We start from the raw sequence: 22456 nt of genomic DNA on the forward strand, positions 1-22456 counted from the left end.
ATGGACTGGATATCGATCGGCTCACTCTCCGACATCCCCCGCCGCGGCGCGCGCTGCGTCGACACACCCGAGGGTAAGATCGCCGTCTTCCGCACGCAGGACGATCAGGTCTATGCCATCGACGACCATTGCCCGCACAAGGGTGGGCCGCTGAGCCAAGGCATCGTCCACGGCACCGCCGTCACCTGCCCCTTGCACAATTGGGTCATTTCGCTGGAGACGGGCAAGGCGCTCGGCGCCGACGAGGGCGCGGTGCGCACCATTCCTGTGCGCATCGAGGGCGAGCACCTGTTCATTGCGCTGAAAGCGCTGGCCAGCCGCGCGGCCTGAAGCATGGAACTTGGCGAAGCGCGCGAGGTGAGGACCACCTGCCCCTATTGCGGGGTGGGTTGCGGCGTGCTGGCGAAAGTCGCCGCGGACGGTGAAGTCAGCGTTCGCGGCGACCCCGACCATCCAGCGAACTTCGGCCGGCTCTGCTCCAAGGGCTCGGCCCTGGCCGAAACCATCGACCTCGACGGCAGGCTGCTCTACCCCGAAATCCACGGTCGCCGTGCCGGCTGGGACGAGGCGCTCGACCGCGTCGCTTCGACCTTTTCGCAAACCATCGCCGAGCACGGTCCTGACTCCGTCGCCTTCTATGTCTCCGGCCAGTTGCTGACCGAAGACTACTATGTCGCCAACAAGCTGATGAAGGGCTTCATCGGCTCGGCCAACATCGACACCAATTCGCGGCTATGCATGGCCTCCTCGGTTGCCGGCCACCGCCGCGCCTTCGGCTCCGACACCGTGCCCGGCACCTACGAGGATCTCGAGCTCGCCGACCTGATCGTGCTGGTCGGCTCCAATCTCGCCTGGTGCCATCCCGTGCTCTTCCAGCGCATCGCGGCGGCCCGGGAAAAACGACCGGAGATGAAGGTCGTGCTGGTCGACCCGCGCCGCACCATGACCGCTGATATCGCCGACATTCACCTGGCGATCGCGCCGGATGGCGACGTTGCTTTGTTCACTGGTCTGCTCGCCTGGCTCGGCCAGCACAACGCACTCGACCGCGCTTACATCACCGCCCACACGACCGGCTTCGGGCAAGCGCTCTTCGCTGCCTCGAAACTCGATCTTGCCGGCGTTGCCGCCGCCACCGGCTTGAGCGAAGAGGAGCTTGCCCGCTTCTATAGCCTGTTTGCCACCACCGCAAAGACAGTGACGGTCTACAGCCAAGGCGTGAACCAGTCGTCTTCGGGCACTGACAAGGTCAACGCCATCATCAACTGCCATCTCGCCACCGGCCGCATCGGCAAACCTGGGGCAGGACCGTTTTCAGTGACCGGCCAGCCCAACGCCATGGGCGGCCGCGAGGTCGGCGGCATGGCCAATATGCTGGCCGCCCATATGGAGATCGAAAACCCCGAGCACCGCGACCGCGTTCAGCGTTTCTGGAATGCGCCGGCCGTCGCCCCAAAGCCCGGTCTGAAGGCGGTCGAGATGTTTCAGGCGATCGCCGCCGGCCGCATCAAGGCATTGTGGATCATGGCCACCAACCCGGTCGACTCGATGCCGGATGCCGATGCCGTCGAGGCGGCGATCAAGGCTTGCCCGTTCGTCGTGGTTTCGGATGTGCTGGCGAGCACGGACACCATGCGCCACGCCCATGTGCGGCTGCCCGCCGCCGCATGGGGCGAGAAGGACGGCACCGTCACCAATTCAGAGCGCCGCATCTCGCGCCAGCGCAGCTTTCTTGCGGTGCCCGGTGAGGCGCGGCCGGATTGGTTGATCGTCGCCGAGGTGGGCAAGCGGATGGGGTTTGACGAGGCGTTTTTCTACTCGTCGACAGCGGAAATCTTCGCCGAACACGCCGCGCTGTCCGGGTTCGAGAATGACGGCGCACGGGATTTCGATATTGGTGGTTATGCTGGTGTTGATAAGGAGGCCTATGCAGCGCTTGAGCCTTTCCAATGGCCGGCGCCGAGCCCAGCCACCCCCCTCTGGCCTGCCGGCCATCTCCCCCGCAAGGGGGGAGATCAGCCGTCGCCTCGGCCTTCGCCAATTACCAACGATGCAGAAGATATGCCGGCGTCAAAGCTGCCAATCTCCCCCCTTGCGGGGGAGATGTCCGGCAGGACAGAGGGGGGTGTTCAAGCGGGACTTGACCCTTCCAACACCCGCTTCTTCGCCAACGGCAATTTCTACAATCCCGACCGCAAGGCCCGCTTCATCGCCATTCGTCCCATCGTCGAGACACGCACCAGCCCGGACTATCCGCTGATCCTCAACACCGGCCGCGTTCGCGACCATTGGCACACAATGACCCGCACTGGGAAAAGCCCACGTCTCTCCCAGCACATGGCCGAGCCCTTCGTCGAGATCCACCCGGCGGACGCCACGCATCACGGCATTGGCGACGCCGACATCGTGCGCGTCTCCAGCCCGCGCGGCGATGTGCTGGTGCGCGCGCTGGTGACGGCACGCCAGCGCCAGGGGAGCGTGTTTGCGCCGATGCACTGGACTGACCAGTTTTCGGCAAAGGGCCGGCTCGATGCGCTGACCGCGCCTCTGACCGATCCGGTTTCCGGTCAGCCTGCGCTGAAACATGTCGGCGCCCGTATCGAGAAATTCGCCGCGAGAGCCTTCGGCTTCGCTGTGGTGCGCCACAAGCCGGTGCCGGTCGCAGCAGATTACTGGGCCGTGGCCAAATGCAAGGGCGGCTGGCGAGTGGAGCTTGCCTTTGCCGACGACGACATCGACTGGGCTGGTTTTGCTGGTTCGCTTTTCGATGTTCGCGTAGCCGACATGCTCGCCTATCACGACCGCGATACCGGCCAGCATCGTGTTGCTGCCTTTGACGACCAGCACCTCGCCGGGGCTTTGTTTATCGCGTCGGGACCGGTGGCGGTTTCGCGGGGTTGGGCGGCACAGCAACTCCAGGAGGTTCACACCAGCCAGCGCGAACGCTTCAGGATCGTGGCCGGTCGCGCCGGCGCCGATCGGCCCGATGCGGGCGCGACCGTCTGCTCCTGTTTCAACGTCGGGGTCAACCAGATCGTGGCGGCAGTGGCGGCCGGGTGCACGACAGTCGAAGCCATAGGCGGCGCCCTGAAGGCCGGCACCAATTGCGGCTCCTGCCGGTCCGAGATCCGGGCGGTCATCCGGGCCAATCGGGTTCAGGCTGCGGAGTAGATGCGGCTGGCTGGGGAGGGGATCTGACGATATCCTCTTGGGCCACCATGGTCATCGATTGCGGTGGCGGTCCTTTTCGGGCCGCCATGAGCGCGCCGGCAAGGGGGATCACCTGGCTTGGCTGTCTAATCCAGCCGGTCGCGCAGGATGCTCCAGGGGAGCAGCATATTCGGTGCATAGCGCACGAGGTTGTGCAGCGGGATCGGCGCTGGCGGTGCGAAGGGGAGCGGCAGAAATCGGGCGTCCGTTCCGCTCGCCCAGTCCGCCAGCACTTTGCCCATTGCCGTGGTCATGGCGATGCCGCGACCGTTGCAGGCGAAGCCGGCGATCAGGCCCGGGCCGAGGTCGATGAGACGCGGCAGGAAATCCGGCACCACCGCCGCCACGCCTGTCCAGCTGTAGGCAAGCGGCGGCAGGTCAGGCAAATCGAGATGCCTGGCGAGCCGTCGCCAAATCGTTTGCGGCATGCGCGTCTCAGCGCCGGCTCCGACGACATGCATGCCGCCGCTGATCAGCCGGTTCTGGCCATCGAAGCGGCACGTGAACAGGTTGCGCCTGGTGTCGCCAACGCCCTGGCCGCCGGGCAGCAGGCGCGCGCGTATGGCCCGCGACAGCGGCGCAGTGGCGATCTGGAAGACTTTCAGCGGGATATAGGTCCGCGCCAGTGTCCGGTTCAGTGCCCCGCCATAGGCGTTGGTGGCGATCACCACCTTGCCCGCACGCACGGCGCCGGATGCGGTCGTCAAGGTCCAGCCATCCGCAGCGCGGTCAATGGAAGCGACGCGCGTCTGCTCGAAGATCCGCGCGCCGGCTTTTTCGGCGGCATCGGCCAGGCTGCGCGCATACTCGACCGGATTGAGGACGCCGCCAGATCTGTCCATCCAGCCGCCGGCATAGCCGTCGATGCCGGTGAGCTCCGTGACCGCCATGGCATCGAGCGCAACGGTCGGCCTGCCCCGCGCCGCCCATTGCTCGGCGCGCGATCGCGTCTTTTCCAGCGCGGCGGACGAATGCGCCGGCTGGATCCAACCATTCTGCACAGCGTCGCATTCGATGCCATGCCGCTTGATCAGGCCGAAGACCAGGTCAGCGCTTCCCGCGGCGAAATCGATCAGCCTCCCGCCGCGCTCGGGTCCGAGTTCGGTGATGATGTCGTCTGGATCCCGCTTGGCAAAGTTCGGAACGACGAAGCCGGCATTCCGGCCGGTCGCACCACAGGCAATGAATTCGGCTTCGAGGACCGCGACCGAAAGCCCCTTCTCGGCGGCATGCAATGCCGTCGACAGGCCGGAAAAGCCGCCGCCAACGATTGCGAGATCGACGTCGAGCCCGCCTTGCAGCGTGCCCCGGTCGCGGCGGTTGCGGCTGACGGCATGCCAGAGTGAAACGCCATGCACGTCTTGCCGGATCATGGCATTCATGGTCCGGCCTCGTTCTCGCTGGCCGCCGCCTTTGTCTGTTTGCCGGGCTTCGGCCGGCGCGGCCGGTCGCCGAACAATCCGTTCGGCCGGATCAGCAGGATGACGCAGAGCATGACGCCGATGGCGACGATCTGCAGCGAGGCCGCGCGTGCTTGCTGCTCGGGCGCAAACAGCACGCTGGTCAGCGTGCCCGACCCCGCCCATATCGCCCAGACCAGGATGCTGCCGGCAATGGCGCCGGCATTGCTGCCCGAGCCGCCGACGATCAGCATCACCCAGACCTGGAAGGTCAGGATCGGCAGATAGTTATCGGGCGCGATGAAGCCGGTGAAATGCGCCTGCAAAGCGCCGGCCAGCGCCATGATGGCGCCGCCGACGGCAAAGGCCTGGACGCGGTAGAAGCGCGCGCTCTTGCCCAGCGAAATCGCCGCTCGCTCGTCCTCGCGCAGCGCCTTGAGCACGCGGCCCCAGGGGCTGCGCGACAGGTGCTCCAGAGCGAGATAGGCGATCAGCGTCACAGCCGAAACGACGGCGAGGTTCGACACGTTGAACAACAGCGGCGTTTCGGCAAGGCCGCCGAACGGGCGCGGGATGAAACCGATGCCGAACGGGCCGCCCGTGAGTTTTTGCGCGTTGAGCGCGACCAGCTGCACGACGACGGCGACGCCGAAGGTGGTGATCGCCAGGTAGTCTGATCGCAGACGCAGCGTGGCCATGCCGGTAATTGCTGCGGCGATACCGCCGACGATCATGGCGCCCGCCCAGCCGGCCAGGATCGGCAGACCGAAGCCGCCGAAGCGCGCGGCATCGTCCGGGGTCGTGAGCAGCGCCGATGTATAGGCGCCGATGGCGACGAAACCGGCAAGACCGACATTGAAAAGGCCAGTCAGCCCCCACTGCAGATTGAGCCCCAGTGTGACCAGCGAAAAGATCAGTGCGGTGGTCAGGAAGAAGGCGCCGTAGCCGAGCAGGTCCATCAGCGTTCCCTCACACCAAACAGGCCGATCGGCCGCACGAACAGCACCGCCATCAGGATGATGAAGGAGATTGCGGCGCGCCATTCGGCGCCGATCAGCTGCACCGCACCGGCTTCGGCAAGGCCAATGATCAGGCCGCCGAGCACGGCGCCCGGTATGCTGCCGATGCCGCCCAGGATGGCGGCGGCGAACATCGGTAGCAGCATGTCGAAGCCCATGAACGGGCGGATCTGCACCAGAATGCCGATCATCACGCCGGCCACACAGGCCAGCGCCCCGCCGATGATCCAGGTGACGCGCACCACGGAGGCAACATCGATGCCGACGATGCGGGCCAGGGCCGCATTCTGGCTCAGCGCCTGCATGGAGCGGCCGGTCTGCGTGCGTGTCATCAACAGATGCACGCCGAGCACCAGCACTGCGGTCAGCAGCAGCAGCGCGATCTGATCGGGCGTGATGCGGATGCCGAAGCCGACCGGCATGGCGATCTGGATCGCCCGGCTGAAATAGGTCGGGCGTGAGCTGAAGGTGAATTCGAGCAGGCTGCGCAGCGCCATCGAGGCGCCGAAGCTCGCCATCACCACGATGATGGCTTGCCCCTGCGAGCGCAGCCGCGAAAACAGCACCTTATCGAGCAACAGCGCCAGCAGGGCGGTGAAAGTCATGCCGACAACCAGCGCAACCAGCAGCGACCAGCCGAAGGACAGCGGTCCAATGGGCTCCACCTTGCCGAACATCGCGCCGATGGTGCTGACGACGGCGAGCGTCGCATAGGTGCCCCAGGCCATGAAGTCGCCATGGGAGAAGTTCGAGAAGCGCAGGATCGAATAGGTGAGCGTCACGCCAATGGCGCCGAGGCCGATCATCGAACCGGTCAGCAACCCATCGACGACAAATTGCAGGCTCATGCCGCGCCTCCCTTGCCGGCGTGAGGGCGTTGGCCGAGATAGAGTTCGGCGACGACAGGATCGTTCCACAATTCGGACGCCACACCCTCGTGCCGGTCCTTGCCTTCGACCAGCACATAGGCGCGGTCGCCGATGGCCAGCGCTGCCTTGGCGTTCTGTTCGACCAGCAGGATGGTGACGCCGGACCTGCGGATGCCGGCCAGCATCTCGAACACCATCGATACGAATTTCGGCGAGAGGCCGGCCGATGGCTCGTCGAGCAGCAGCACCTTGGGATGGACGATCAGCGCACGTGCGACGGCGAGCATCTGCCGCTGTCCGCCCGACAGATTGCCGGCGGCGGTGCGGCGCTGGCGGACGAGGTCGGGGAAGGCCGCATACATTTCCTCGATGCGGGCAGGGATTTCGCGTCGCTCGAGGATGCCGCAGGCGACCTTCAGATTGTCCTCGACCGACATCAGCGGGAAGATGTTCTCCGTCTGCGGTACGAAGGCCAGGCCGAGCCGAACCATGGTGTGCGCGGGAGCGGCGGTGATGTCCTTGCCGTCCAGAAATACGGTGCCGCCGGTGATCGGGACAAGGCCGGCGATCGCCTTGATGAAGCTCGACTTGCCGGCGCCGTTGGGGCCGAGCACGACGACGATCTCCCCCTTGCCGACGGTGATCGAGGCGCCGCGCACAATCGGCACGCCGGGCTCATAGCCGGCCTCGAGATTGCGGACGTTGAGGACAGTTTCGCTCATGCCGCACCTCCGAGATAGGCCTCGATGACGCGCGGGTCGCGGGCGACCTCTTCCGCCGTGCCTTCGCTGAGCAACTGGCCGCTCGCCATGACGAGGACGCGATGGCAGAGCCGCGTCACCATGTCGATATTGTGCTCGATCAGCAGAAAGGTGATGCCGTGCGCGTTGATGTCGCGGATGCGGTCGATGATGATCTCGAGCAGCGTCGCGTTGACGCCGGCGGCCGGTTCGTCGAGCAGGATGATCGCCGGATCGGCCATCATGACGCGGGCGAGTTCGAGCAGCTTGCGTTGACCGCCGGAAAGCACGCGCGCCGGTTCGTGCGCCAGCCGAGCGAGCGAGACGAGCTCGAGCAGCTCGAGTGCCTTTGCCCTGGCTGCTCTTTCCTGTGCCGCCACTCGCCACGGCGTGACGAAGTTGGCGAGCAATTTTTCGCCGGCTTGGCCCTGCGCCGCCAGCATGATGTTTTCGATCAGCGTCAGATTGGGCAGGGGGCGCGGGATCTGGAAGGTGCGGCCAAGACCACGGCCGATACGCAGATGAGCGGCTTCGCCGGAGACGCGCGTGCCATTGAGCAGGATATCGCCGCTGGTTGGCAATATGCTGCCCGCCAACAGATCGAACATCGTCGTCTTGCCGGCGCCATTCGGCCCGATCAGGCCGAGGATTTCGCCCGCTTTGACATCAAACGAGACATCGTTGACGGCGACAAGGCCGCCAAAACGCCTGACGACGTTTCGTGCCGTCAGAACTGGCGCACGGGTCTCCTGCCGTTGGCGCTCCGCTGCATCGCTCATCAAACCCTCTGGCCGAAGACGATCGTTGTCGCCTCCTGATTTTTGATTTGTGATCACACTTGCTTTGATCACGCTATTCGGCTTTAATTTCATTCGCAAGCCGAAAACGGGGCAAATGCCGGTAATGCAGAAGGCTGCCATCGAAAAGAACAACGAGACGATCGCAGCCCAGCTTACGCCGGTCGGCCGCGAGACGGTGCAGGATCGCGTCTATTCCGAGTTGCGCCGTGCTCTGATCGGTGGCCTTTTCGAGCCAAACCAGGTGCTGACTATCCGCGGTCTCGCCGATGCGCTGGTCACCTCGACCATGCCGGTACGCGAAGCGCTTGGACGGCTGATCACGGAAAAGGCGCTGGAGGCGCTGCCCAACCGCTCGGTGCGCGTGCCGCCGATCACGCTGGAGCGCATCGACGACCTCCTGCGCGCCCGCTCACTCATCGAAGGCGAAGCGATCGCGCTTGCCGCCACGCGTATGAGCCCGCGCCAGATCGCTTCGATCGAAGCCATGCTGGGCGAGTGGGACGAGATGCGGGCCCTGAAGCACAAGAAGGATATCGACCGCGAAGCGACGCTCAACCAGAGCTTCCATTTTGAGATCTACCGCTGCTGCGGCTCGGCTGTGCTGATCCCGATGATCGAAAGCCTCTGGCTTCAATCGGGACCCTGCATCCGCGTCGCCATCTATGCCTTCTCCGAGGCCGGGGAGGTCGATACCGCGCACTATCACCGCGGCATTGTCGCGGCACTTGCCAAACAGGATGCGCTAGCGGCGCGCGAGGCGCTGGTAGCCGACATCAGCCGCCCCTTCGCCTTCCTGCGCGACAAACTTCAATCGGCGAAGGACTGACATGCCCAAGCCCGCCATCGGCATCACAGAACCACGCTCGAAGCTTTCCGTGACGGCGCTGCTATTGCCCGAAAAGGCGCCGGAGAATGCCGCCTTCCTGCTGGCTTATCTGGCGCAGCCACGCATCATCCCAGGCATCCATGCGATGTGGACAGGACCGGAAATCTCGTGCCCGGTTCCGTCAGCCGATCTCCACGGCCAGGCCTATGCCCAGTCTTTGCCACCGGAGAATGCAACGCTGACGCCGCAGCCCGGCGATATCGTGCTGTCCTATGTGCCGCCACGCGTGTGGGGCGGCAATCCCAATGCCATCTTCGATATCGGCCTGTACTACGGGCAGGGGGCGCGGCTGCTGTTCCCGATCGGCTGGCTGGCCGGCAGCGTGGTCGCGCAAGTGCTTGCCGGAGAGCGCGATCAGTTTGCCGCCGCCTGCGGCGTCATCCGCCGCAACGGCGCCTGTGACATCACCTTCAGCCTGGTGGAGGCCTGAATGGCCGACGACAGTTTCGAACTCTTCGATCTGCGCGTCGAAGCGGTCATCCCCGAGGGCAAGCCGGTCTATTGCGGCGCCAGGGCCGGCGACTATTTCGAACTCAAGGGCGAAATGCTGTCGCTGCCGGCGGGGCAGGGTTTTTCGATTTACTCGATCTCCGCCGTGTTGCCGCTCCTGGCGGCAAAGCAGCGCCCGACGCATGCAAATGACTGGATGACCTCGGATGCCGAGATCGCCTGTCCCGATCCCAATTGCGCCAGCCGGCTGCGGATCGTCAGGCTGGCCAAGCGGCGGTTCAGCCATGCCCAAACCACGGCTGTGCCGCTGCCGAAGGAGACCGACAAAAGATGAGCGCCAGGACCGTCGAACTCAGCCCCGGCTATACGATCTCGCGCGTCATCCGCGGCGGCTGGCAGCTGGCCGGCGGCCATGGCGCTATCGACCGCAGGCAGGCCGTGACCGACCTCATCGCCACCTTCGATGCCGGCATCTGGACCTATGATTGCGCCGACATCTACACCGGCGTCGAGGAACTGATCGGCGCCGCGCGCCTGCGGCTGGCCGGCGAGCGCGGTCTCGATGTTGCGGCCAGGATGAAGGTGCACACCAAGCTGGTGCCGGACCTCGAACGACTGGCAAGCATCAGCCGCGACTACATCAGGGGCATCGTCAATCAGTCGCTTCGCAGGCTGAAGACGGAGCGGATCGATCTTGTGCAGTTTCACTGGTGGGATTATGACCAGCCTCGTTACGTCGAGGCGATGGGTTGGCTCGACGAGCTTCGGCTGGAAGGCAAGGTGCGCAATCTCGGCACCACCAATTTCGATACGCCGAGGCTAGCCGAAATCCTCTCCGCGGGCATCCCGCTGGTCAGCCAGCAACTGCAATATTCAGTGCTCGACCAGCGGCCGGCAAACAGCCTTGCGGACCTTGCCGCTAAGAACGGTGTCCGCTTCCTCTGCTACGGCTCGGTGGCGGGCGGCTTCCTCAGCGACAAATGGCTTGGCGTGGCCGAACCCTCCACGCCGCTCGAAAACCGCTCGCTGGTCAAATACAAGCTGATCATCGACGACTTCGGCGGCTGGGAGCTGTTCCAGTCCCTGCTCAAGGCGCTGAAAGCGGTCGGCGATCGCCACGGCGTCGACATCGCCACCATCGCCTCGGCATGGGTGCTCGAGCAGCCGCAGGTCGCGGCCGTCATTGTGGGTGCGCGCAACCAGGCACATGCGCTGGCCAATACGAAAATCATGGACGTCGCGCTCGACGCCGACGATCGCGCGCGGATTGCTGCCGCCATCGCACAAGGCACCGGCCTCGCGGGCGATGTCTACGCGCTGGAGCGCGACCGTCATGGCCGCCACGGCTCGATCATGCATTACAACCTCAATGCGGGGAAGAAATGAGCGGAGAGCCTTCCCTTTTTTCGCGTGCCAGCGCTGAAATCATCGACCTGCATCGCTTCTTCGTCGACTGGTTTGTCGCCGCGCGAGCCGACGCTGTGGAGTTCGGCCGCTTCGAGGCTGTCATGGGCGAAAGCCTCACCATGGTGGCGCCGAATGGCCAGATCCTCGATCGCGACGCGGTCGTAGATCATGTCCGGACAAGCCGCGCCACTTGCGACGACGGTTTTGCCATATCGATCGAGGACATCAGGCCGGGTTGGCAGGACGCGGACACGATCGTCATCTTCTACATCGAGGCGCAACTGCGCGCCGGCAAACACAGTCGCCGGCAGTCCAGTGCGGTCTTCACCACCAGTTCATCGGCACCAAACGGCGTCGAATGGCGGCATCTGCATGAGACCTGGCTGCAGGCGCCGGAAGGCTGAACAGGCAAAAGTTCAAACAAGAAAAGGGGAACGGCAATGAAGAAGACGATATTTCAAATCACCACAGCACTGGCTCTCGTGACGATGGCCGGCGCCGCACACGCAGCGGACTGCAAGATCACCGTCGGCCTGGTCATGGAGCTCACCGGTCCGGCCGGCGAATACGGCCAGGCCGGCGCGAAGTCCGTCGAAATGGCCTTCCGCGACATCAATGAAGCCGGTGGCGTACGCGGCTGCGATCTCGCAACCGACACGCGCGACAGCCAGAGCCAGGGCAATATCGCGGTCGATGCCGCGACCCAGCTGGTACAGGTCAAGAAGGTGCCGGTGATCATCGGCGGCATCATCTCCTCGGTGTCGATCCCGATCCTGACCTCGGTCACCGGGCCGGCCAAGATCGTGCAGGTGTCGCCGGCTTCGTCCTCGCCGACGCTGACCGCCCTTGGCCGCGACGGCAAGACCAACGGCATCTTCTTCCGCACCATCACGTCGGATGCGCTGCAAGGCGTGGCCGCCGCCAAATACGCCATCGACAAGGGCTTCAAGAAACTGTCGATCATCCATGTCAACAACGACTTCGGCGTCAACATGGTGGCCGAATTCTCGCGTGCCTACAAAGCGCTCGGCGGCACCATCGTCTCCGACACGCCCTATAATGAAAAGCAGTCGAGCTATGCCTCGGAAGTGACGGCGGCGATGGGAGGCGAGCCGGACGGACTCTACCTCGTCAGCACGCCGGTCGACGGCGCAACGGTCGCCCGCACCTGGATATCGCAGGGCGGCGTGCAGAAATTCCTGCTCAATGACGGCATGAACAGCCCGGACTTCATCGAATCCGTCGGCGCCGATTATCTGAAGGATGCCTATGGTACCTCTTCCGGCACCAGCCCGACGGCATCCACCGACTATTTCCTGAAAAACTACAAGGAGTTTTCGGGCATCGAACCGTCGAACCCGGCAGCCGACCGTTCCTATGATGCCGGCGCCATTGTCGGTCTCGCCATTGCCATTGCCGGCTCCGAGGATCCAGCCAAGATCAAGGATGCCATGTACAAGGCGGTCGATCCTGCCGGCACACCGATCTATGCCGGCAAGGACGAGTTCGCCAAGGCGCTCGGCCTGATCAAGGACGGCAAGCCGATCCGCTATGAAGGCGTCATCGGTCCGGTCAGCTTCGACAAATATGGCGACATCACCGGTCCGTTCCGGCTGTGGAAGATCGTCGACGGCAAGGTGACGACCGACGGTGAAATGACAACCGACGACGTCAACGCGCTGCAGGCGAAATTGCAGTAGGCGCCGGTACATTGTCCGGCGCGATCTCCGTTCGATCTCTGGGAGATCGACGCCGGACAAGCAGTCCAACATCGGCGCTAGTTACGCGGTCAAGCGCGAAATCAGCCGGGTCAATATAACGACAGGCGGCTGGCCGGGCATGAAGACCTGCGGATTGGAGAGGGCGCCAACGATATGACCCACATAGTCTGATTTGTCGTAGCCGATTGACGATATCGGGTAGGCGTCGAAATTGGTCAGGGACACATTGTCGAAGCCATAGAGGCGGAAGCGGCTGGGCCGGTTGTCGGGGAAATCCGCCCGGCAGACATCCAGAACACCCATGGCCATCGCGTCGGACGTACAAAAGACCGCATCTGGACAGCCGCGTCCCGTCAGGCCGGCGGCTGCCGCATAGCCCGACTCGTAGGAATAGTCTCCCTGGACCGTCTGCAGCAGTTCAATTCCATGATGCCGGAACGCTCCGAGGTAGTGGCCGATGCGCAGCTGTTCGACTCGCGAGGACGAACGGCCGGTCAGCAGGCTGGCCGTGCGCGCGCGCTTGGCCGCCGCATCCGCCACGGCCTCGGCGATGCCGACGCCTTCATCGGGAATGACGGTGGGTGACTGATCGTCATGCAGTCCGTTCAGCATGATGACCAGGTCCGAGCGAAACATGCGCCGCACCGTCGCTGCATCGGCAAAGTCGGAGAACACCACGGCGGCATCGACATGATAGGCAACGCCGTTGCGCAGAAAATCCTCGACCCCTTCCGCCGAGCCGATGCGGATGAGGATGACCTGCTTGCCGATCGACTGGATCGCGTCGAGCAGCCGGTCGAACAGGTCGAGATCTGAAAGGTCGTGAATGTGGTTGACCACGACGGCAACCAGATTGACGGTCTTGGTGGTCAGGCTTTGCGCCAGGAGATTGGGTTTGTAGCCGAGCTGCGCGGCGGCCTGCACGACACGTTCGCGTTTGTCCGCCGAGACCGGTCGCGGTCCGCTCGACAGCGCACGGCTGGCCGCGGCACGCGACACGCCTGCCAGCCGCGCGACATCGGCGATCGTTGCGACGGCGCCTCGAGTGTGCGCCGATCGGTTACCGGTAGTGGGTGTCACCACAGCGGGTTGAGCGCCGGCGGGTTGGAGTCCGGCCCCCACCACTTCTTGTAGGTCGTCTCATAGGTGCCCGACTGGATGAAGTCGGACACGAACATGTCGAGCCAGCGGACGAATTCGGGATCGCCCTTGGCGACCGCGATGCCGATCGGATCGTTGGAATAGAGGCCAGGCAGCGTCACCAGGCTCGGTGTCTTGGTCGCGAGGTAATCGAGCAGCGAGGAATCCTCGATCGCCGCGTCGACGCGCTTCTGTTGCAGCTGCAGAACCCCGTCGGGCGCGAACTGGTCGACATAGACGAGCTCTGCTTCCGGCACGGCCGCCTTGAGGAAGGTTTCGCCCGTGGTGCCGCGGCCGACGACAACCTTCTTGCCGGCGAGCCCCTTGAGGTCGGTTATCCCGGCATCCTTCTGGACGATGACGCGCAGCCCGGCCCGGTTGTAGGGGATGGTGAAGTTGACGGTCTTGGCCCGCTCGAGCGTTGCCGAGGTGTTTGCGACCGCGACATCGATCTGTCCCGACACCAGCATGGAAATACGCGCATCGCCCGAGACGTCGACGAACTCGACCGGCACGCCGAGCTTTTGCGCCAGCAGCGTCGCGACATCGACATCGTAGCCGACAGGGTTGTTTTGTGCATCGCGAAAGCCGATCGGCTCGCCGCCGAGCGATACGCCGATGCGAATGGTGCCGCGTGAGCGGATGTCGTCAATCATGCCGGCAAGGGCTGGAAATGCCGAACCGGCCACGATGGCCAGCGCGGCGAAGGCACGCAGTACGGTTTTCATGGTTCCTCTCCTTATTTTCAAGTGACGCGTCTTGCCGCCCGCAATTCGGGTGCGGACATGGAATCCTTCCAGAGCCAGTAGCGGACCTCGCCCTCGCATCTGAAATTCACCACCTCGTGGTTCTGCTCGGCGTCGACGGCGTGGATGACCACTCCGGCCAGGAAGCCGGTGTCGAGTTCAGCCAGTTCCTCGACCGCCAGCGCGACCGCATCCGACAAGGATCGGCCAAGCTTCATGGCCAGCACGACGGTCCGTGCGGTGGCGCAGCGCATCGTCATCTCGCCGGTATGGGTGCACGCCGCCGCGCCATAGCGGCTGTCGGCGTAAAAGCCTGCGCCGGGAATGGGAGAATCGCCGAGCCGGCCCGGATATTTCCACGCCCAGCCCGAGGTCGAAGTCGCGGCATGGATGCCGCGCCGCGCATCCGCCGACAGGAAGACGGTGGTGTCGCGGACGCGCTCGGGATCGGTTATAGTACGGCTGAGCGGCGCCAGATCGATATTGGGGAATTTCGCCAGCTGTTGCGGTGTGAGTTCCTGTTGCAGCCGCTCCCACCAGACGCGCCTGGAGTCCTCGAACAAGACTTTGTCTTCGGCAAAGCCGATTTCGCTGGCAAAGCGCTGCGCCCCTTCGCCGGTCAGTATCACATGCGGCAGGCGCTTCATCACCTGGTGCGCCAGGGCAGCGACCGCCAAGGTCCTTGGCACAGCGCCGACTGAACCGACCTCTCTTGTATTGCCATCCATGACGCCGGCGTCGAACTCCATCTCGCCCAGCATGTTCGGCCAGCCGCCATAGCCGACGCTTCGAACCTTGACCTCTTTCTCCACCATGCCGATGCCGGCAACCATCGCGTCCAGGCTGACGGCGCCATCGCGCAGCATTTGCACCGAGGTTTCGAATCCCGGCCATGCTTCGTTGTTGGCTAACAGCAGCATTCCTAGTCCTTGCGCATCTTGGAGAGAAACTGCGCAACCCGCGGCTGCGCCCGGCCGCCGTCCGCGGCGAAGAAACGATCCGTTGGCAGATCGACCACCAGCCTGCCCTTGTCGAGGAAGACGATGCGGTTGGAAATCTCGCGCGCGAATTCGATCTCGTGGGTGACGAACAGCATCGTCGTGCCTTGCGCGGCGAGCTTTGCCAGGATGGCCAGCACCTCGGAAGTCATTTCCGGGTCGAGCGCGCTGGTCACTTCATCGAGCAGCAGATAGCGCGGCTGCATGGCGAGCGCCCGGCAGATGCCGACACGCTGGCGCTGCCCGCCCGACAACTGCGCGGGGTAGGCGTTGGCCCGATCGGCGAGGCCGACGGACTCGAGCAGCTTGCGCGCCAGCGCCTCGGCCTCAGGGCGCGGCATCTTCAGCACCTCGATCGGGGCGAGCGTAATGTTCTGAAGCGCGCTCATATGCGGATAGAGGTTGAACAGCTGGAAGACGGTGCCTGAGCGCTTGCGCGCCTCGGCCAGCTCCTTCGGCTTGCTGACATCGAAATCGTCGACCGTGATGCGGCCCGACTTCAGCTTTTCGAGGCCGTTGATGCAACGGATCAGTGTCGACTTGCCGGACCCCGACGACCCGAGGATCGAGACCACTTCGCCGGGCGCGATCGTCAGGTCGACGCCGTCCAGCACAGTGACCTCGCCGAACGCTTTGTGCACGTTTTCGATCTTGAGCATGTTAAAGCCCCCGCCAGGCGCTGTGCGCCCGCAGGCGGTTTTCAAGACGCTCGCCAAGCAGGGCGACCAGCTTTGCCGCGCCATAGTAGAGCAGCCCGACGACGGTCCAGACCACGAACGGCTTCAAGGTTCGCATGTTGAGGATGTGGCCAATCTTGGTCAGGTCGACGACGCCGATGACAGAAATCAGCGACGTCACCTGAAGCTGGTTGACCAGCAGCGCGACGAGCGGGCCGACCGCGAAGGCGGCAGCCTGGGGTGAAACGATATGGCGCAGGACCTGCCACCGGGTCAGGCCGAAGACACGCGCGGCCTCGACCTGCTCGCGTTCGATCGACTCGATCGCCGAGACCGCGATGACATAGACGAATGCCGCGGTGTTCGCCGACAGAGTGATGGTCGCTGCGGTGACCGGCGTCACCCTTATATGCAACAGCGCCGGCAGGCCGAAGAACACCAGGAACAGCTGCACCAACACCGGCGAGTTCTTCAACAGCTCCGACAGGAAGGTGACGATCTGGGCCAGAACCGGCACACGGTAGAACCGCACCAGCGCCCAGCTCAGGCCAATCAGCAGTCCGATCAGAGAGGTGACGAGAAACAGCGCGATATTGGTGCCGAGACCTTGCGCCAGCAGGATCAGGTCGTAGGAGGTGAAGTCGCTGAACCGCATCAGCCGACCGCCTCCATCATGTCCCGATTGAGATGGCGGTGGAGCAGGGTGACGCCCAGCGAAACCAGATAAGTCAGGGCCGCATAGGCACAGAGCAGCACCACATAGACCTCGAAGGGCCGATAGGTCTGCGAGACCACGATCTGGGCTGAGCCGGTGAGCTCGTTGAGCGTGATGGTCGAGAGGATCGAGGACGTAAGGATCATGTTGATGAGCACGGATCCGAGCGGTCGCACGGAGGTGCGCAGCGCAATCGGCAGCACGATGCGGGTAAAGATCTTGCGCCTGGACAGGCCGCTCACTTCAGCGGCGTCGATGATGCCCTGGTCGATGGCGAGGATGCCGGCTCGAATGATGTCGGAGGCATAGGCGCCGCCGGCAATGGAAAGCGCCACGACGCCGGTGGTGAAGGCGTCGATGTAAATGCCGAGCTCGGGCAGGCCGTAATAGAAGAAGAACAGCTGGACGATGAACGGCACATTGCGGAAGAGATCGACGTAGACGAAGGCGATCCGTCGAAGCAGTGCCGAGGCGGAGGTGCGTGCGATCGCCACCAACGCGCCCATGACGACGCTTCCCACCAGCGACAGCGCGCAAGCCGCCGCCGTAAGTTCGGCGCCGCGCGCCAGAAAACCCAGATGCGGGAGCAGAATGGACAGATCGAAATGCACCGGCGGTCCCCAGTGAAACCGGTTTCACTCTTTTGGCTTTCGCCTCGTCTGTCAAGATGCAGGGTCTGGTTGCTGGCCTGTGGCTTGCATTCGTTGCGATGATTCCGGTTCGCCTCATGCGCGCTATGTCTCAAGCGCCGGCAATTCGCCGCCGGCTTTCAGCTCGAGGACGCCGCCTATGCCAGCCGCGCGTCGCCGCAATCCCTCGGCCATGGCGGCTGGGGGCGGCGCCCTCGATTTTGCCGATCCCGGCGCCGGTGTCGGATTCGGCTACGTCACCAACCGCATGCTGGGTTTCGACGACGTCGATCCACGCCGCAAGGTGTTGATTGATGCCGTTTACGACGCGCTCTGACGTTGGGAGCCGTTATGCGCGGATGTTCCACATGGCGTCCGGCACAACCACCAGCTTGCCGACGAAGTCCTTGGCAACAAAGTCTGCCTGCGCCTTGTGAAAATCGGAGAGCCTGTAGACGCCGCCGACCAGCGGCCGGATTTTCTTCGCTTCGATGTATCCAACGATGCGGCGGAAGTCGGCGCGCGTCCCCTGGCTCGATCCGTGCAGTTGCAGCTGCTTGAGATACATGGTCCTGAGATCGAGCTGCACGACCGGACCGGCAATCGCGCCGGCGGTGGTGTAGCGGCCTTCGGGCCTCAGGATGCGCAAGAGGTCGTTGAAGATCGCGCCGCCGACGAGATCGGCGACCACATCGATCGGCTGGCCGCCAGTGGCTTCATTCACGGCGGCGGGAAGATCGGCAACCCCACGGGTAATAACCGCTTCGGCGCCGATGTCGCGCACCGCCTGCTCCTTGCCCTTGCCGACGACGGCGTAGGGAATGGCGCCGCGCGCCCGCGCCAGCTGCACGATGCCGGAACCGACGCCGCCCGAGGCGCCGGTGACCAGCACGCGTTCGCCGGCTTTCAGCCCGGCGCGCTCCAGCATCTGTTCGCCGGTGAGGTAGGCGCAGCAGAAGGTGGCGAGTTCGACGTCGCTCATGTCAGTATCGACGAAATGCGCATTCTCGCCCGGCACCGTCTGGTACTCGGCGTACCCGCCGTCGCGACCGTGGCCCATATAGTCAATGTCGGCGAGGGAATCGTCGTCGCGGTTGTAGATCGAAAAATCGACCATTACCCGTTCGCCGACACGGCCCGGGGAAACGCCTTCGCCGACGGCAGCGATGGTGCCGACCGTGTCGGTGCCCTGGATGCGCGGGAAGGTAAGCGTGTTGCCTTGCCGCCGCCACGTCGACACGGCGGCAGCGTCCTCCTCCGTGCCATAGGCGCCCTGGCGTACCCAGACATCGGTGTTGTTCATACCGCAAGCGCTGACCCTGACCAGCACCTCGCCGGCGGCAGGCACAGGCACTTTCACATCGGTGCGATAGACGAGCTTTTCCGGTCCGCCATGCCCGGTGAGCAGCACGGCGGCCATGGTGGCGGGGAGGGTCTTGGTCATGGCATTCATCGTCGATCTCAGAGGTTGGCAAACACGCTGTTGACGGCATCGGCGGTTTTCGAAACGACGATGTCGGCTTCCTCACGCGTCAGGCAGAGCGGCGGCGCGAAGCCAAGGATGTCGCCCTGCGGCATGGCGCGGCCGATGACGCCGCTGGCGGCAAGTGCTGTCGCCACCTGCGGCCCGATCTTGAGCGAAGCATCGAAGAACACCCGGTCGTCCTTGTCGGCGACGAACTCGACCGCCGCCAGCATGCCGTCGCCGCGCACGTCGCCGACGTGTCTGTGGCCGCCAACAGCCTTGGTCAGTTCGGCGCGGAAATAAGCGCCGGTCTCACCGGCGTTTGTCACCAGGTCCATCTCGTCGACCAGTTCGAGATTGGCGACGCCGGCGGCGACGCAGATCGGATGCGCCGCATAGGTCCAGCCATGGCCGAGCGAACCGAGCTTGTCGGAGCCCTGCACCAGCACCTGCCACATCTTGTCGGCGACGATAACGCCCGACAGCGGCGCATAGGCCGAGGTCAAACCTTTGGCGATGGTGATCAGGTCCGGCTTGATGCCATAGTGGTCGGAGCCGAACATGGTGCCAAGACGGCCAAAGCCCGTCACCACCTCGTCGGCGACCAGCAGCACGTCATACTTCTTCAGCACCGCCTGGATCTTCTCCCAGTAGCCGGCCGGCGGCGGCACGATGCCGCCAGTACCGAGGATCGGCTCGCCGATGAAGGCGGCGACGGTTTCGGGACCTTCGGCCAGGATCATCTCTTCAAGCTTGTCGGCGCAATGCTGCGAGAACTGCTCCTCGCTCATCGAGCGGTCGGCGCGGCGGAAATAGTAGGGCGCTTCGGTGTGCAGGACCGGCGCGCGCGGCAGGTCGAAGGCGTTGTGGAACAGGTCGAGCCCGGTCAGTGATCCCGTCATCACGCCCGAGCCGTGATAGCCGCGCCAGCGCGAGATGATCTTCTTCTTCTCCGGCCGTCCCAGCACATTGTTGTAGTACCAGATCAGCTTGATGTTGGTCTCGTTGGCATCCGAACCCGAGAGGCCGAAATAGACCCTCGACATGCCCTTCGGCGCGCGGTCGATGATCATCTTGGCCAGTGTGATCGAAGCCTCGGTGCCGTGGCCGACATAGGCGTGGTAATAGGCGAGGTTTTTCGCCTGGGTGGCGATCGCGTCCGCGATCTTCTGGCGGCCATAGCCGACATTGACGCAATAGAGGCCGGCAAAGGCATCGATGCTCTTCCTGCCATTGTTGTCCCATACCGTGACGCCCTCGCCGCCGGCCATGATGCGGGTCGGCGATTCACCCCGCGCATGAGTGCCCATATGGGTCGAGGGATGGAAGAAGTGGTCGCGATCCCAGGCATTGAGTTCGTTGGATTGGTCGAGCATTTTTTGACTCCTTGAGAGATGGCCGGACGGACTATGTGACGTCCAGACAGAGGTACTTCAGATCGGTGAAAGCTTCGAGCCCGTGGCGCGAGCCTTCGCGGCCGATGCCGGATTGCTTGACGCCGCCGAAGGGGATCGGCGCTCCGGTGATCTTGACGCGGTTGATGGCGACCATGCCGTAGTCGAGCGCGCGGCCCATACGTTGCTGGCGGGCGCCATTCTCGGTAATGACATAGGCGACGAGGCCATATTCTGTGGCGTTGGCACGGGCGATCACCTCGTCCTCACTGTCGAACGGCGTGACTGCGGCGACCGGCCCAAAGGTCTCCTCGCGCATGATCAGCGCTTCGTCGCTGACATCGGCCAGCAACGTCGGCTGGTAGAACAGCGGCCCGGCCTGATGCCGCTTGCCGCCGGTGAGACAGCGCGCGCCATGGGCGACGGCATCGGCGACCTGTTCCTCGACCTTGGTCACGGCGCGCTCATGCATCAGCGGTCCGATATCGATCCTGTCGCCAAGCCCATTGCCGGTCCGCAGCGCCTCGATGCGCTCGGCAAAGGCGGCGCAGAAGCGATCGTAGATCGGGCGCTGGACATAGATGCGGTTGGCGGCAAGGCAGTCCTGGCCCGATGTGGCAAACTTGGCATCGATGGCGATGTTCACGGCCTTGTCGAGATCGGCGTCGGCAAAGACGATCAGCGGCGCATGGCCGCCAAGCTCCATCACCAGCCGCTTCATCGTCGGAGCACACTGTGCGGCGATCAACCGGCCGATCTCCGTCGAGCCGGTAAAACTCATGGCGCGGACGCGCGGGTCTTCGCACATGCGCCCGACGATCGTCGCTGCCTTGCCGGTGATGACGTTGAAGACACCGGCGGGCAGGCCGGCGCGCTCGCCGAGTTCAGCCAGCGCCAGCGCCGACAGCGGCGTCTCCGAGGATGGGTGTGCGACGATGGTGCAGCCGGCGGCGAGTGCGGCGGCCGCCTTGCGGGTCAGCATCGCCGCCGGAAAATTCCAGGGCGTGACGACGCCGACAACGCCGAGCGGCTCGCGCCTCACCATCATCTCGGCATTCGGCAGATGGCTGGTGACGCTCTCGGCGTTGAGGCGCTTTGCCTCTTCGGCATACCATTCGACGAAAGAGGCGGCATAGTCGATTTCGCCGAGCGATTCCTGCAGCGGCTTGCCTTGTTCCAAAGTCATCAGCAGGGCAAGGTCGTCTTTCGCCGCGATGATCAGTTCGAACCATTTTCGCAGAATTCTCGACCGCTCCTGCGGCAGCAGTGACCGCCAAGCCGGGAAGGCACGCGCGGCGGCACCGATTGCCCTTGTCGTTTGCTGCGCATCGAGCGCGGCGACAAACGCGACCGTCGCGCCTGTGGCCGGATCGGTGACTTCAAAGCTTTCGGCCGCTTCGCTCGCGGTCCAATGCCCATCGACATAGGCAAGCTCGCGCAGCAGCCGCCGGTCGGAGAGGCGGTCGAGCGCCTCATGGCGATGCGAGCGGGCAAAATGCGCGGACATGGTCGAGGCCTCCCGGTTCGGACGATGCGGGAAGACTATCCGTCACATGCAGACAGAGAGACTGTTTCGACGCCCTGAAGGAGAGAGACTCTCTCTATTGTGCCGTCCCGACAGACATTCTCTCCGGGCTTATGCCGACGCCGGCAGCAGATCGGCTATCGGCAGCACGATTTCGTCCTTCACCGTCTTGGTGACGATGTAGGTGAAGTAGCGGTCGATGCCGATCTCGCGCTCCAGCAGGTCGTCGACCAGCCGCTGATAGGCGTCGATGTCGCGCGTCATCACCTTGACCACATAGTCGACGCCGCCGCCCACCGACCAGCAGGCGACGATTTCGGGGATGTCGCGGATGACGCGTTCGAAGCGGTCGAAATCGGCCTGGCGATGGCTGGCCAGCGTCACCTCCATCAACACGGTGGCGACCGGCGCCACCACGCGCATGGCGATCCTGGCGTGATAGCCCGAGACGATGCCGGCCTTCTCCAGCTTGCGCAACCGCATCCAGCACGGCGTCGGCGACAGCCCGACCTGTTCGGCCAGCGCCAGCTTGGTGATGCGCCCGTCGCGCTGGATGGCGTCGAGTATCCTGAGGTCGACCGCGTCGAGTTTTGATGTCATCGGCGTCCGCTTTTTTATCGGCATCACCATGACGGCGCATTATTTCGATTGTCAATTGCACTGAT

The 22456-nt window shown here is 64.2% G+C and carries 24 protein-coding genes; 9 read left to right on the forward strand and 15 right to left on the reverse strand.

Annotation, left to right across the window (positions count from 1 at the left end; translation table 11 throughout):
- Both nirD and ACYG9V_RS10235 read left to right on the forward strand, forming a co-directional pair.
- Positions 1-330 carry a nitrite reductase small subunit NirD gene (gene nirD, locus ACYG9V_RS10230; protein WP_023825946.1) on the forward strand — a complete coding sequence of 110 codons (330 nt, stop codon included), beginning with the start codon at positions 1-3 and terminating at the stop codon, positions 328-330.
- 3 nt (positions 331-333) lie between these two features.
- Complete coding sequence (locus ACYG9V_RS10235; RefSeq protein ID WP_352762871.1) at positions 334-3171, forward strand: nitrate reductase; 2838 nt, start codon at positions 334-336, stop codon at positions 3169-3171.
- A 125-nt stretch (positions 3172-3296) separates the two neighbouring features.
- On the opposite strand, the gene ACYG9V_RS10240 is transcribed toward ACYG9V_RS10235, so the two are convergent.
- The 5 genes from ACYG9V_RS10240 to ACYG9V_RS10260 are packed head-to-tail and all read right to left on the reverse strand — an operon-like array spanning position 3297 to position 8017.
- Positions 3297-4592, reverse strand: a complete 1296-nt coding sequence (locus ACYG9V_RS10240) for an NAD(P)/FAD-dependent oxidoreductase (RefSeq protein ID WP_352762869.1) — start codon at positions 4590-4592, stop codon at positions 3297-3299.
- Positions 4589-5572, reverse strand: coding sequence for a branched-chain amino acid ABC transporter permease (locus tag ACYG9V_RS10245; protein ID WP_023686957.1), 984 nt, complete (start codon positions 5570-5572; stop codon positions 4589-4591). The genes ACYG9V_RS10240 and ACYG9V_RS10245 overlap by 4 nt, the downstream gene beginning before the upstream one ends.
- Positions 5569-6477, reverse strand: coding sequence for a branched-chain amino acid ABC transporter permease (locus tag ACYG9V_RS10250; protein ID WP_023682690.1), 909 nt, complete (start codon positions 6475-6477; stop codon positions 5569-5571). Before ACYG9V_RS10250 ends, ACYG9V_RS10245 begins: the two co-directional genes overlap by 4 nt.
- On the reverse strand, positions 6474-7220 hold the full coding sequence (locus tag ACYG9V_RS10255) for an ABC transporter ATP-binding protein (RefSeq protein WP_023686958.1): 747 nt from the start codon (positions 7218-7220) through the stop codon (positions 6474-6476). Before ACYG9V_RS10255 ends, ACYG9V_RS10250 begins: the two co-directional genes overlap by 4 nt.
- A complete protein-coding gene (locus ACYG9V_RS10260) occupies positions 7217-8017 on the reverse strand; it encodes an ABC transporter ATP-binding protein (protein WP_023686959.1) in 801 nt (266 codons plus the stop codon). Before ACYG9V_RS10260 ends, ACYG9V_RS10255 begins: the two co-directional genes overlap by 4 nt.
- Before the next feature lie 124 nt (positions 8018-8141).
- Between ACYG9V_RS10260 and ACYG9V_RS10265 the strand changes: the two genes are divergently transcribed.
- Genes ACYG9V_RS10265 through ACYG9V_RS10290 form a run of 6 tightly spaced genes read left to right on the forward strand, consistent with a single transcriptional unit; the run spans position 8142 to position 12481 of the window.
- Entirely contained in the window at positions 8142-8864 is a 723-nt protein-coding gene (locus ACYG9V_RS10265; protein ID WP_352762942.1) for a GntR family transcriptional regulator, read from the forward strand.
- 1 nt (position 8865) lies between these two features.
- Positions 8866-9354 (forward strand): DUF3830 family protein, encoded by a 489-nt coding sequence (locus ACYG9V_RS10270; protein ID WP_023667857.1) that lies wholly within the window; start codon positions 8866-8868, stop codon positions 9352-9354.
- Entirely contained in the window at positions 9355-9708 is a 354-nt protein-coding gene (locus tag ACYG9V_RS10275) for a TIGR04076 family protein (protein WP_023682686.1), read from the forward strand.
- Positions 9705-10760, forward strand: coding sequence for an aldo/keto reductase (locus tag ACYG9V_RS10280; RefSeq protein WP_023682685.1), 1056 nt, complete (start codon positions 9705-9707; stop codon positions 10758-10760). Before ACYG9V_RS10275 ends, ACYG9V_RS10280 begins: the two co-directional genes overlap by 4 nt.
- Positions 10757-11185, forward strand: coding sequence for a DUF4440 domain-containing protein (locus tag ACYG9V_RS10285; RefSeq protein ID WP_023818578.1), 429 nt, complete (start codon positions 10757-10759; stop codon positions 11183-11185). Before ACYG9V_RS10280 ends, ACYG9V_RS10285 begins: the two co-directional genes overlap by 4 nt.
- Positions 11186-11221: 36 nt before the next feature.
- On the forward strand, positions 11222-12481 hold the full coding sequence (locus ACYG9V_RS10290) for an ABC transporter substrate-binding protein (RefSeq protein WP_352762867.1): 1260 nt from the start codon (positions 11222-11224) through the stop codon (positions 12479-12481).
- An 81-nt stretch (positions 12482-12562) separates the two neighbouring features.
- On the opposite strand, the gene ACYG9V_RS10295 is transcribed toward ACYG9V_RS10290, so the two are convergent.
- The 6 genes from ACYG9V_RS10295 to ACYG9V_RS10320 are packed head-to-tail and all read right to left on the reverse strand — an operon-like array spanning position 12563 to position 17389.
- Positions 12563-13585 carry a LacI family DNA-binding transcriptional regulator gene (locus ACYG9V_RS10295; protein ID WP_023804426.1) on the reverse strand — a complete coding sequence of 341 codons (1023 nt, stop codon included), beginning with the start codon at positions 13583-13585 and terminating at the stop codon, positions 12563-12565.
- Positions 13579-14370: a transporter substrate-binding domain-containing protein gene (locus tag ACYG9V_RS10300; protein ID WP_023695228.1), complete on the reverse strand. Its 792-nt coding sequence runs from the start codon at positions 14368-14370 to the stop codon at positions 13579-13581. Before ACYG9V_RS10300 ends, ACYG9V_RS10295 begins: the two co-directional genes overlap by 7 nt.
- Positions 14371-14387: 17 nt before the next feature.
- Positions 14388-15308 carry an isoaspartyl peptidase/L-asparaginase gene (locus ACYG9V_RS10305; RefSeq protein ID WP_023807550.1) on the reverse strand — a complete coding sequence of 307 codons (921 nt, stop codon included), beginning with the start codon at positions 15306-15308 and terminating at the stop codon, positions 14388-14390.
- A gap of 2 nt (positions 15309-15310) precedes the next feature.
- Complete coding sequence (locus ACYG9V_RS10310; protein ID WP_023699816.1) at positions 15311-16045, reverse strand: amino acid ABC transporter ATP-binding protein; 735 nt, start codon at positions 16043-16045, stop codon at positions 15311-15313.
- Position 16046: 1 nt separating this feature from the next.
- Positions 16047-16718, reverse strand: coding sequence for an amino acid ABC transporter permease (locus ACYG9V_RS10315; RefSeq protein WP_023818577.1), 672 nt, complete (start codon positions 16716-16718; stop codon positions 16047-16049).
- Positions 16718-17389, reverse strand: coding sequence for an amino acid ABC transporter permease (locus tag ACYG9V_RS10320; RefSeq protein ID WP_023695231.1), 672 nt, complete (start codon positions 17387-17389; stop codon positions 16718-16720). Before ACYG9V_RS10320 ends, ACYG9V_RS10315 begins: the two co-directional genes overlap by 1 nt.
- 178 nt (positions 17390-17567) lie before the next feature.
- Between ACYG9V_RS10320 and ACYG9V_RS10325 the strand changes: the two genes are divergently transcribed.
- Entirely contained in the window at positions 17568-17744 is a 177-nt protein-coding gene (locus ACYG9V_RS10325) for a hypothetical protein (RefSeq protein ID WP_023692240.1), read from the forward strand.
- Between the two features lie 12 nt (positions 17745-17756).
- Here the strand turns inward: ACYG9V_RS10325 and ACYG9V_RS10330 are convergent, their stop codons facing one another.
- The 4 genes from ACYG9V_RS10330 to ACYG9V_RS10345 all read right to left on the reverse strand — a co-directional run bounded on the left by ACYG9V_RS10330 (position 17757) and on the right by ACYG9V_RS10345 (position 22391).
- Positions 17757-18860: an alcohol dehydrogenase family protein gene (locus tag ACYG9V_RS10330; RefSeq protein WP_352762865.1), complete on the reverse strand. Its 1104-nt coding sequence runs from the start codon at positions 18858-18860 to the stop codon at positions 17757-17759.
- A gap of 8 nt (positions 18861-18868) precedes the next feature.
- Entirely contained in the window at positions 18869-20248 is a 1380-nt protein-coding gene (locus ACYG9V_RS10335) for an aspartate aminotransferase family protein (protein ID WP_023695233.1), read from the reverse strand.
- A 31-nt stretch (positions 20249-20279) separates the two neighbouring features.
- The gene (locus ACYG9V_RS10340; RefSeq protein WP_352762863.1) at positions 20280-21773 is read right to left on the reverse strand and encodes an NAD-dependent succinate-semialdehyde dehydrogenase; all 1494 of its coding nucleotides are present in this window, start codon (positions 21771-21773) and stop codon (positions 20280-20282) included.
- A 129-nt stretch (positions 21774-21902) separates the two neighbouring features.
- Positions 21903-22391, reverse strand: coding sequence for an Lrp/AsnC family transcriptional regulator (locus tag ACYG9V_RS10345; RefSeq protein ID WP_023686966.1), 489 nt, complete (start codon positions 22389-22391; stop codon positions 21903-21905).
- Between the last annotated feature and the right edge of the window lie 65 nt (positions 22392-22456).

It is taken from the genome of Mesorhizobium sp. W016 (genome assembly GCF_054719485.1).

Bases quoted from the DNA above. Each gene is read 5' to 3' on its own strand.
- ACYG9V_RS10270 (WP_023667857.1), top strand. From the start codon at position 8,866: ATGCCCAAGCCCGCCATCGGCATCACAGAACCACGCTCGAAGCTTTCC.
- ACYG9V_RS10300 (WP_023695228.1), bottom strand. From the start codon at position 14,370: ATGAAAACCGTACTGCGTGCCTTCGCCGCGCTGGCCATCGTGGCCGGT.
- ACYG9V_RS10265 (WP_352762942.1), top strand. From the start codon at position 8,142: ATGCAGAAGGCTGCCATCGAAAAGAACAACGAGACGATCGCAGCCCAG.
- ACYG9V_RS10325 (WP_023692240.1), top strand. From the start codon at position 17,568: ATGCCAGCCGCGCGTCGCCGCAATCCCTCGGCCATGGCGGCTGGGGGC.
- ACYG9V_RS10275 (WP_023682686.1), top strand. From the start codon at position 9,355: ATGGCCGACGACAGTTTCGAACTCTTCGATCTGCGCGTCGAAGCGGTC.
- ACYG9V_RS10280 (WP_023682685.1), top strand. From the start codon at position 9,705: ATGAGCGCCAGGACCGTCGAACTCAGCCCCGGCTATACGATCTCGCGC.
- ACYG9V_RS10285 (WP_023818578.1), top strand. From the start codon at position 10,757: ATGAGCGGAGAGCCTTCCCTTTTTTCGCGTGCCAGCGCTGAAATCATC.
- ACYG9V_RS10255 (WP_023686958.1), bottom strand. From the start codon at position 7,220: ATGAGCGAAACTGTCCTCAACGTCCGCAATCTCGAGGCCGGCTATGAG.
- nirD (WP_023825946.1), top strand. From the start codon at position 1: ATGGACTGGATATCGATCGGCTCACTCTCCGACATCCCCCGCCGCGGC.
- ACYG9V_RS10330 (WP_352762865.1), bottom strand. From the start codon at position 18,860: ATGAATGCCATGACCAAGACCCTCCCCGCCACCATGGCCGCCGTGCTG.
- ACYG9V_RS10240 (WP_352762869.1), bottom strand. From the start codon at position 4,592: ATGAATGCCATGATCCGGCAAGACGTGCATGGCGTTTCACTCTGGCAT.
- ACYG9V_RS10335 (WP_023695233.1), bottom strand. From the start codon at position 20,248: ATGCTCGACCAATCCAACGAACTCAATGCCTGGGATCGCGACCACTTC.
- ACYG9V_RS10260 (WP_023686959.1), bottom strand. From the start codon at position 8,017: ATGAGCGATGCAGCGGAGCGCCAACGGCAGGAGACCCGTGCGCCAGTT.
- ACYG9V_RS10340 (WP_352762863.1), bottom strand. From the start codon at position 21,773: ATGTCCGCGCATTTTGCCCGCTCGCATCGCCATGAGGCGCTCGACCGC.
- ACYG9V_RS10310 (WP_023699816.1), bottom strand. From the start codon at position 16,045: ATGCTCAAGATCGAAAACGTGCACAAAGCGTTCGGCGAGGTCACTGTG.
- ACYG9V_RS10290 (WP_352762867.1), top strand. From the start codon at position 11,222: ATGAAGAAGACGATATTTCAAATCACCACAGCACTGGCTCTCGTGACG.
- ACYG9V_RS10250 (WP_023682690.1), bottom strand. From the start codon at position 6,477: ATGAGCCTGCAATTTGTCGTCGATGGGTTGCTGACCGGTTCGATGATC.
- ACYG9V_RS10315 (WP_023818577.1), bottom strand. From the start codon at position 16,718: ATGCGGTTCAGCGACTTCACCTCCTACGACCTGATCCTGCTGGCGCAA.
- ACYG9V_RS10305 (WP_023807550.1), bottom strand. From the start codon at position 15,308: ATGCTGCTGTTAGCCAACAACGAAGCATGGCCGGGATTCGAAACCTCG.
- ACYG9V_RS10345 (WP_023686966.1), bottom strand. From the start codon at position 22,391: ATGACATCAAAACTCGACGCGGTCGACCTCAGGATACTCGACGCCATC.
- ACYG9V_RS10235 (WP_352762871.1), top strand. From the start codon at position 334: ATGGAACTTGGCGAAGCGCGCGAGGTGAGGACCACCTGCCCCTATTGC.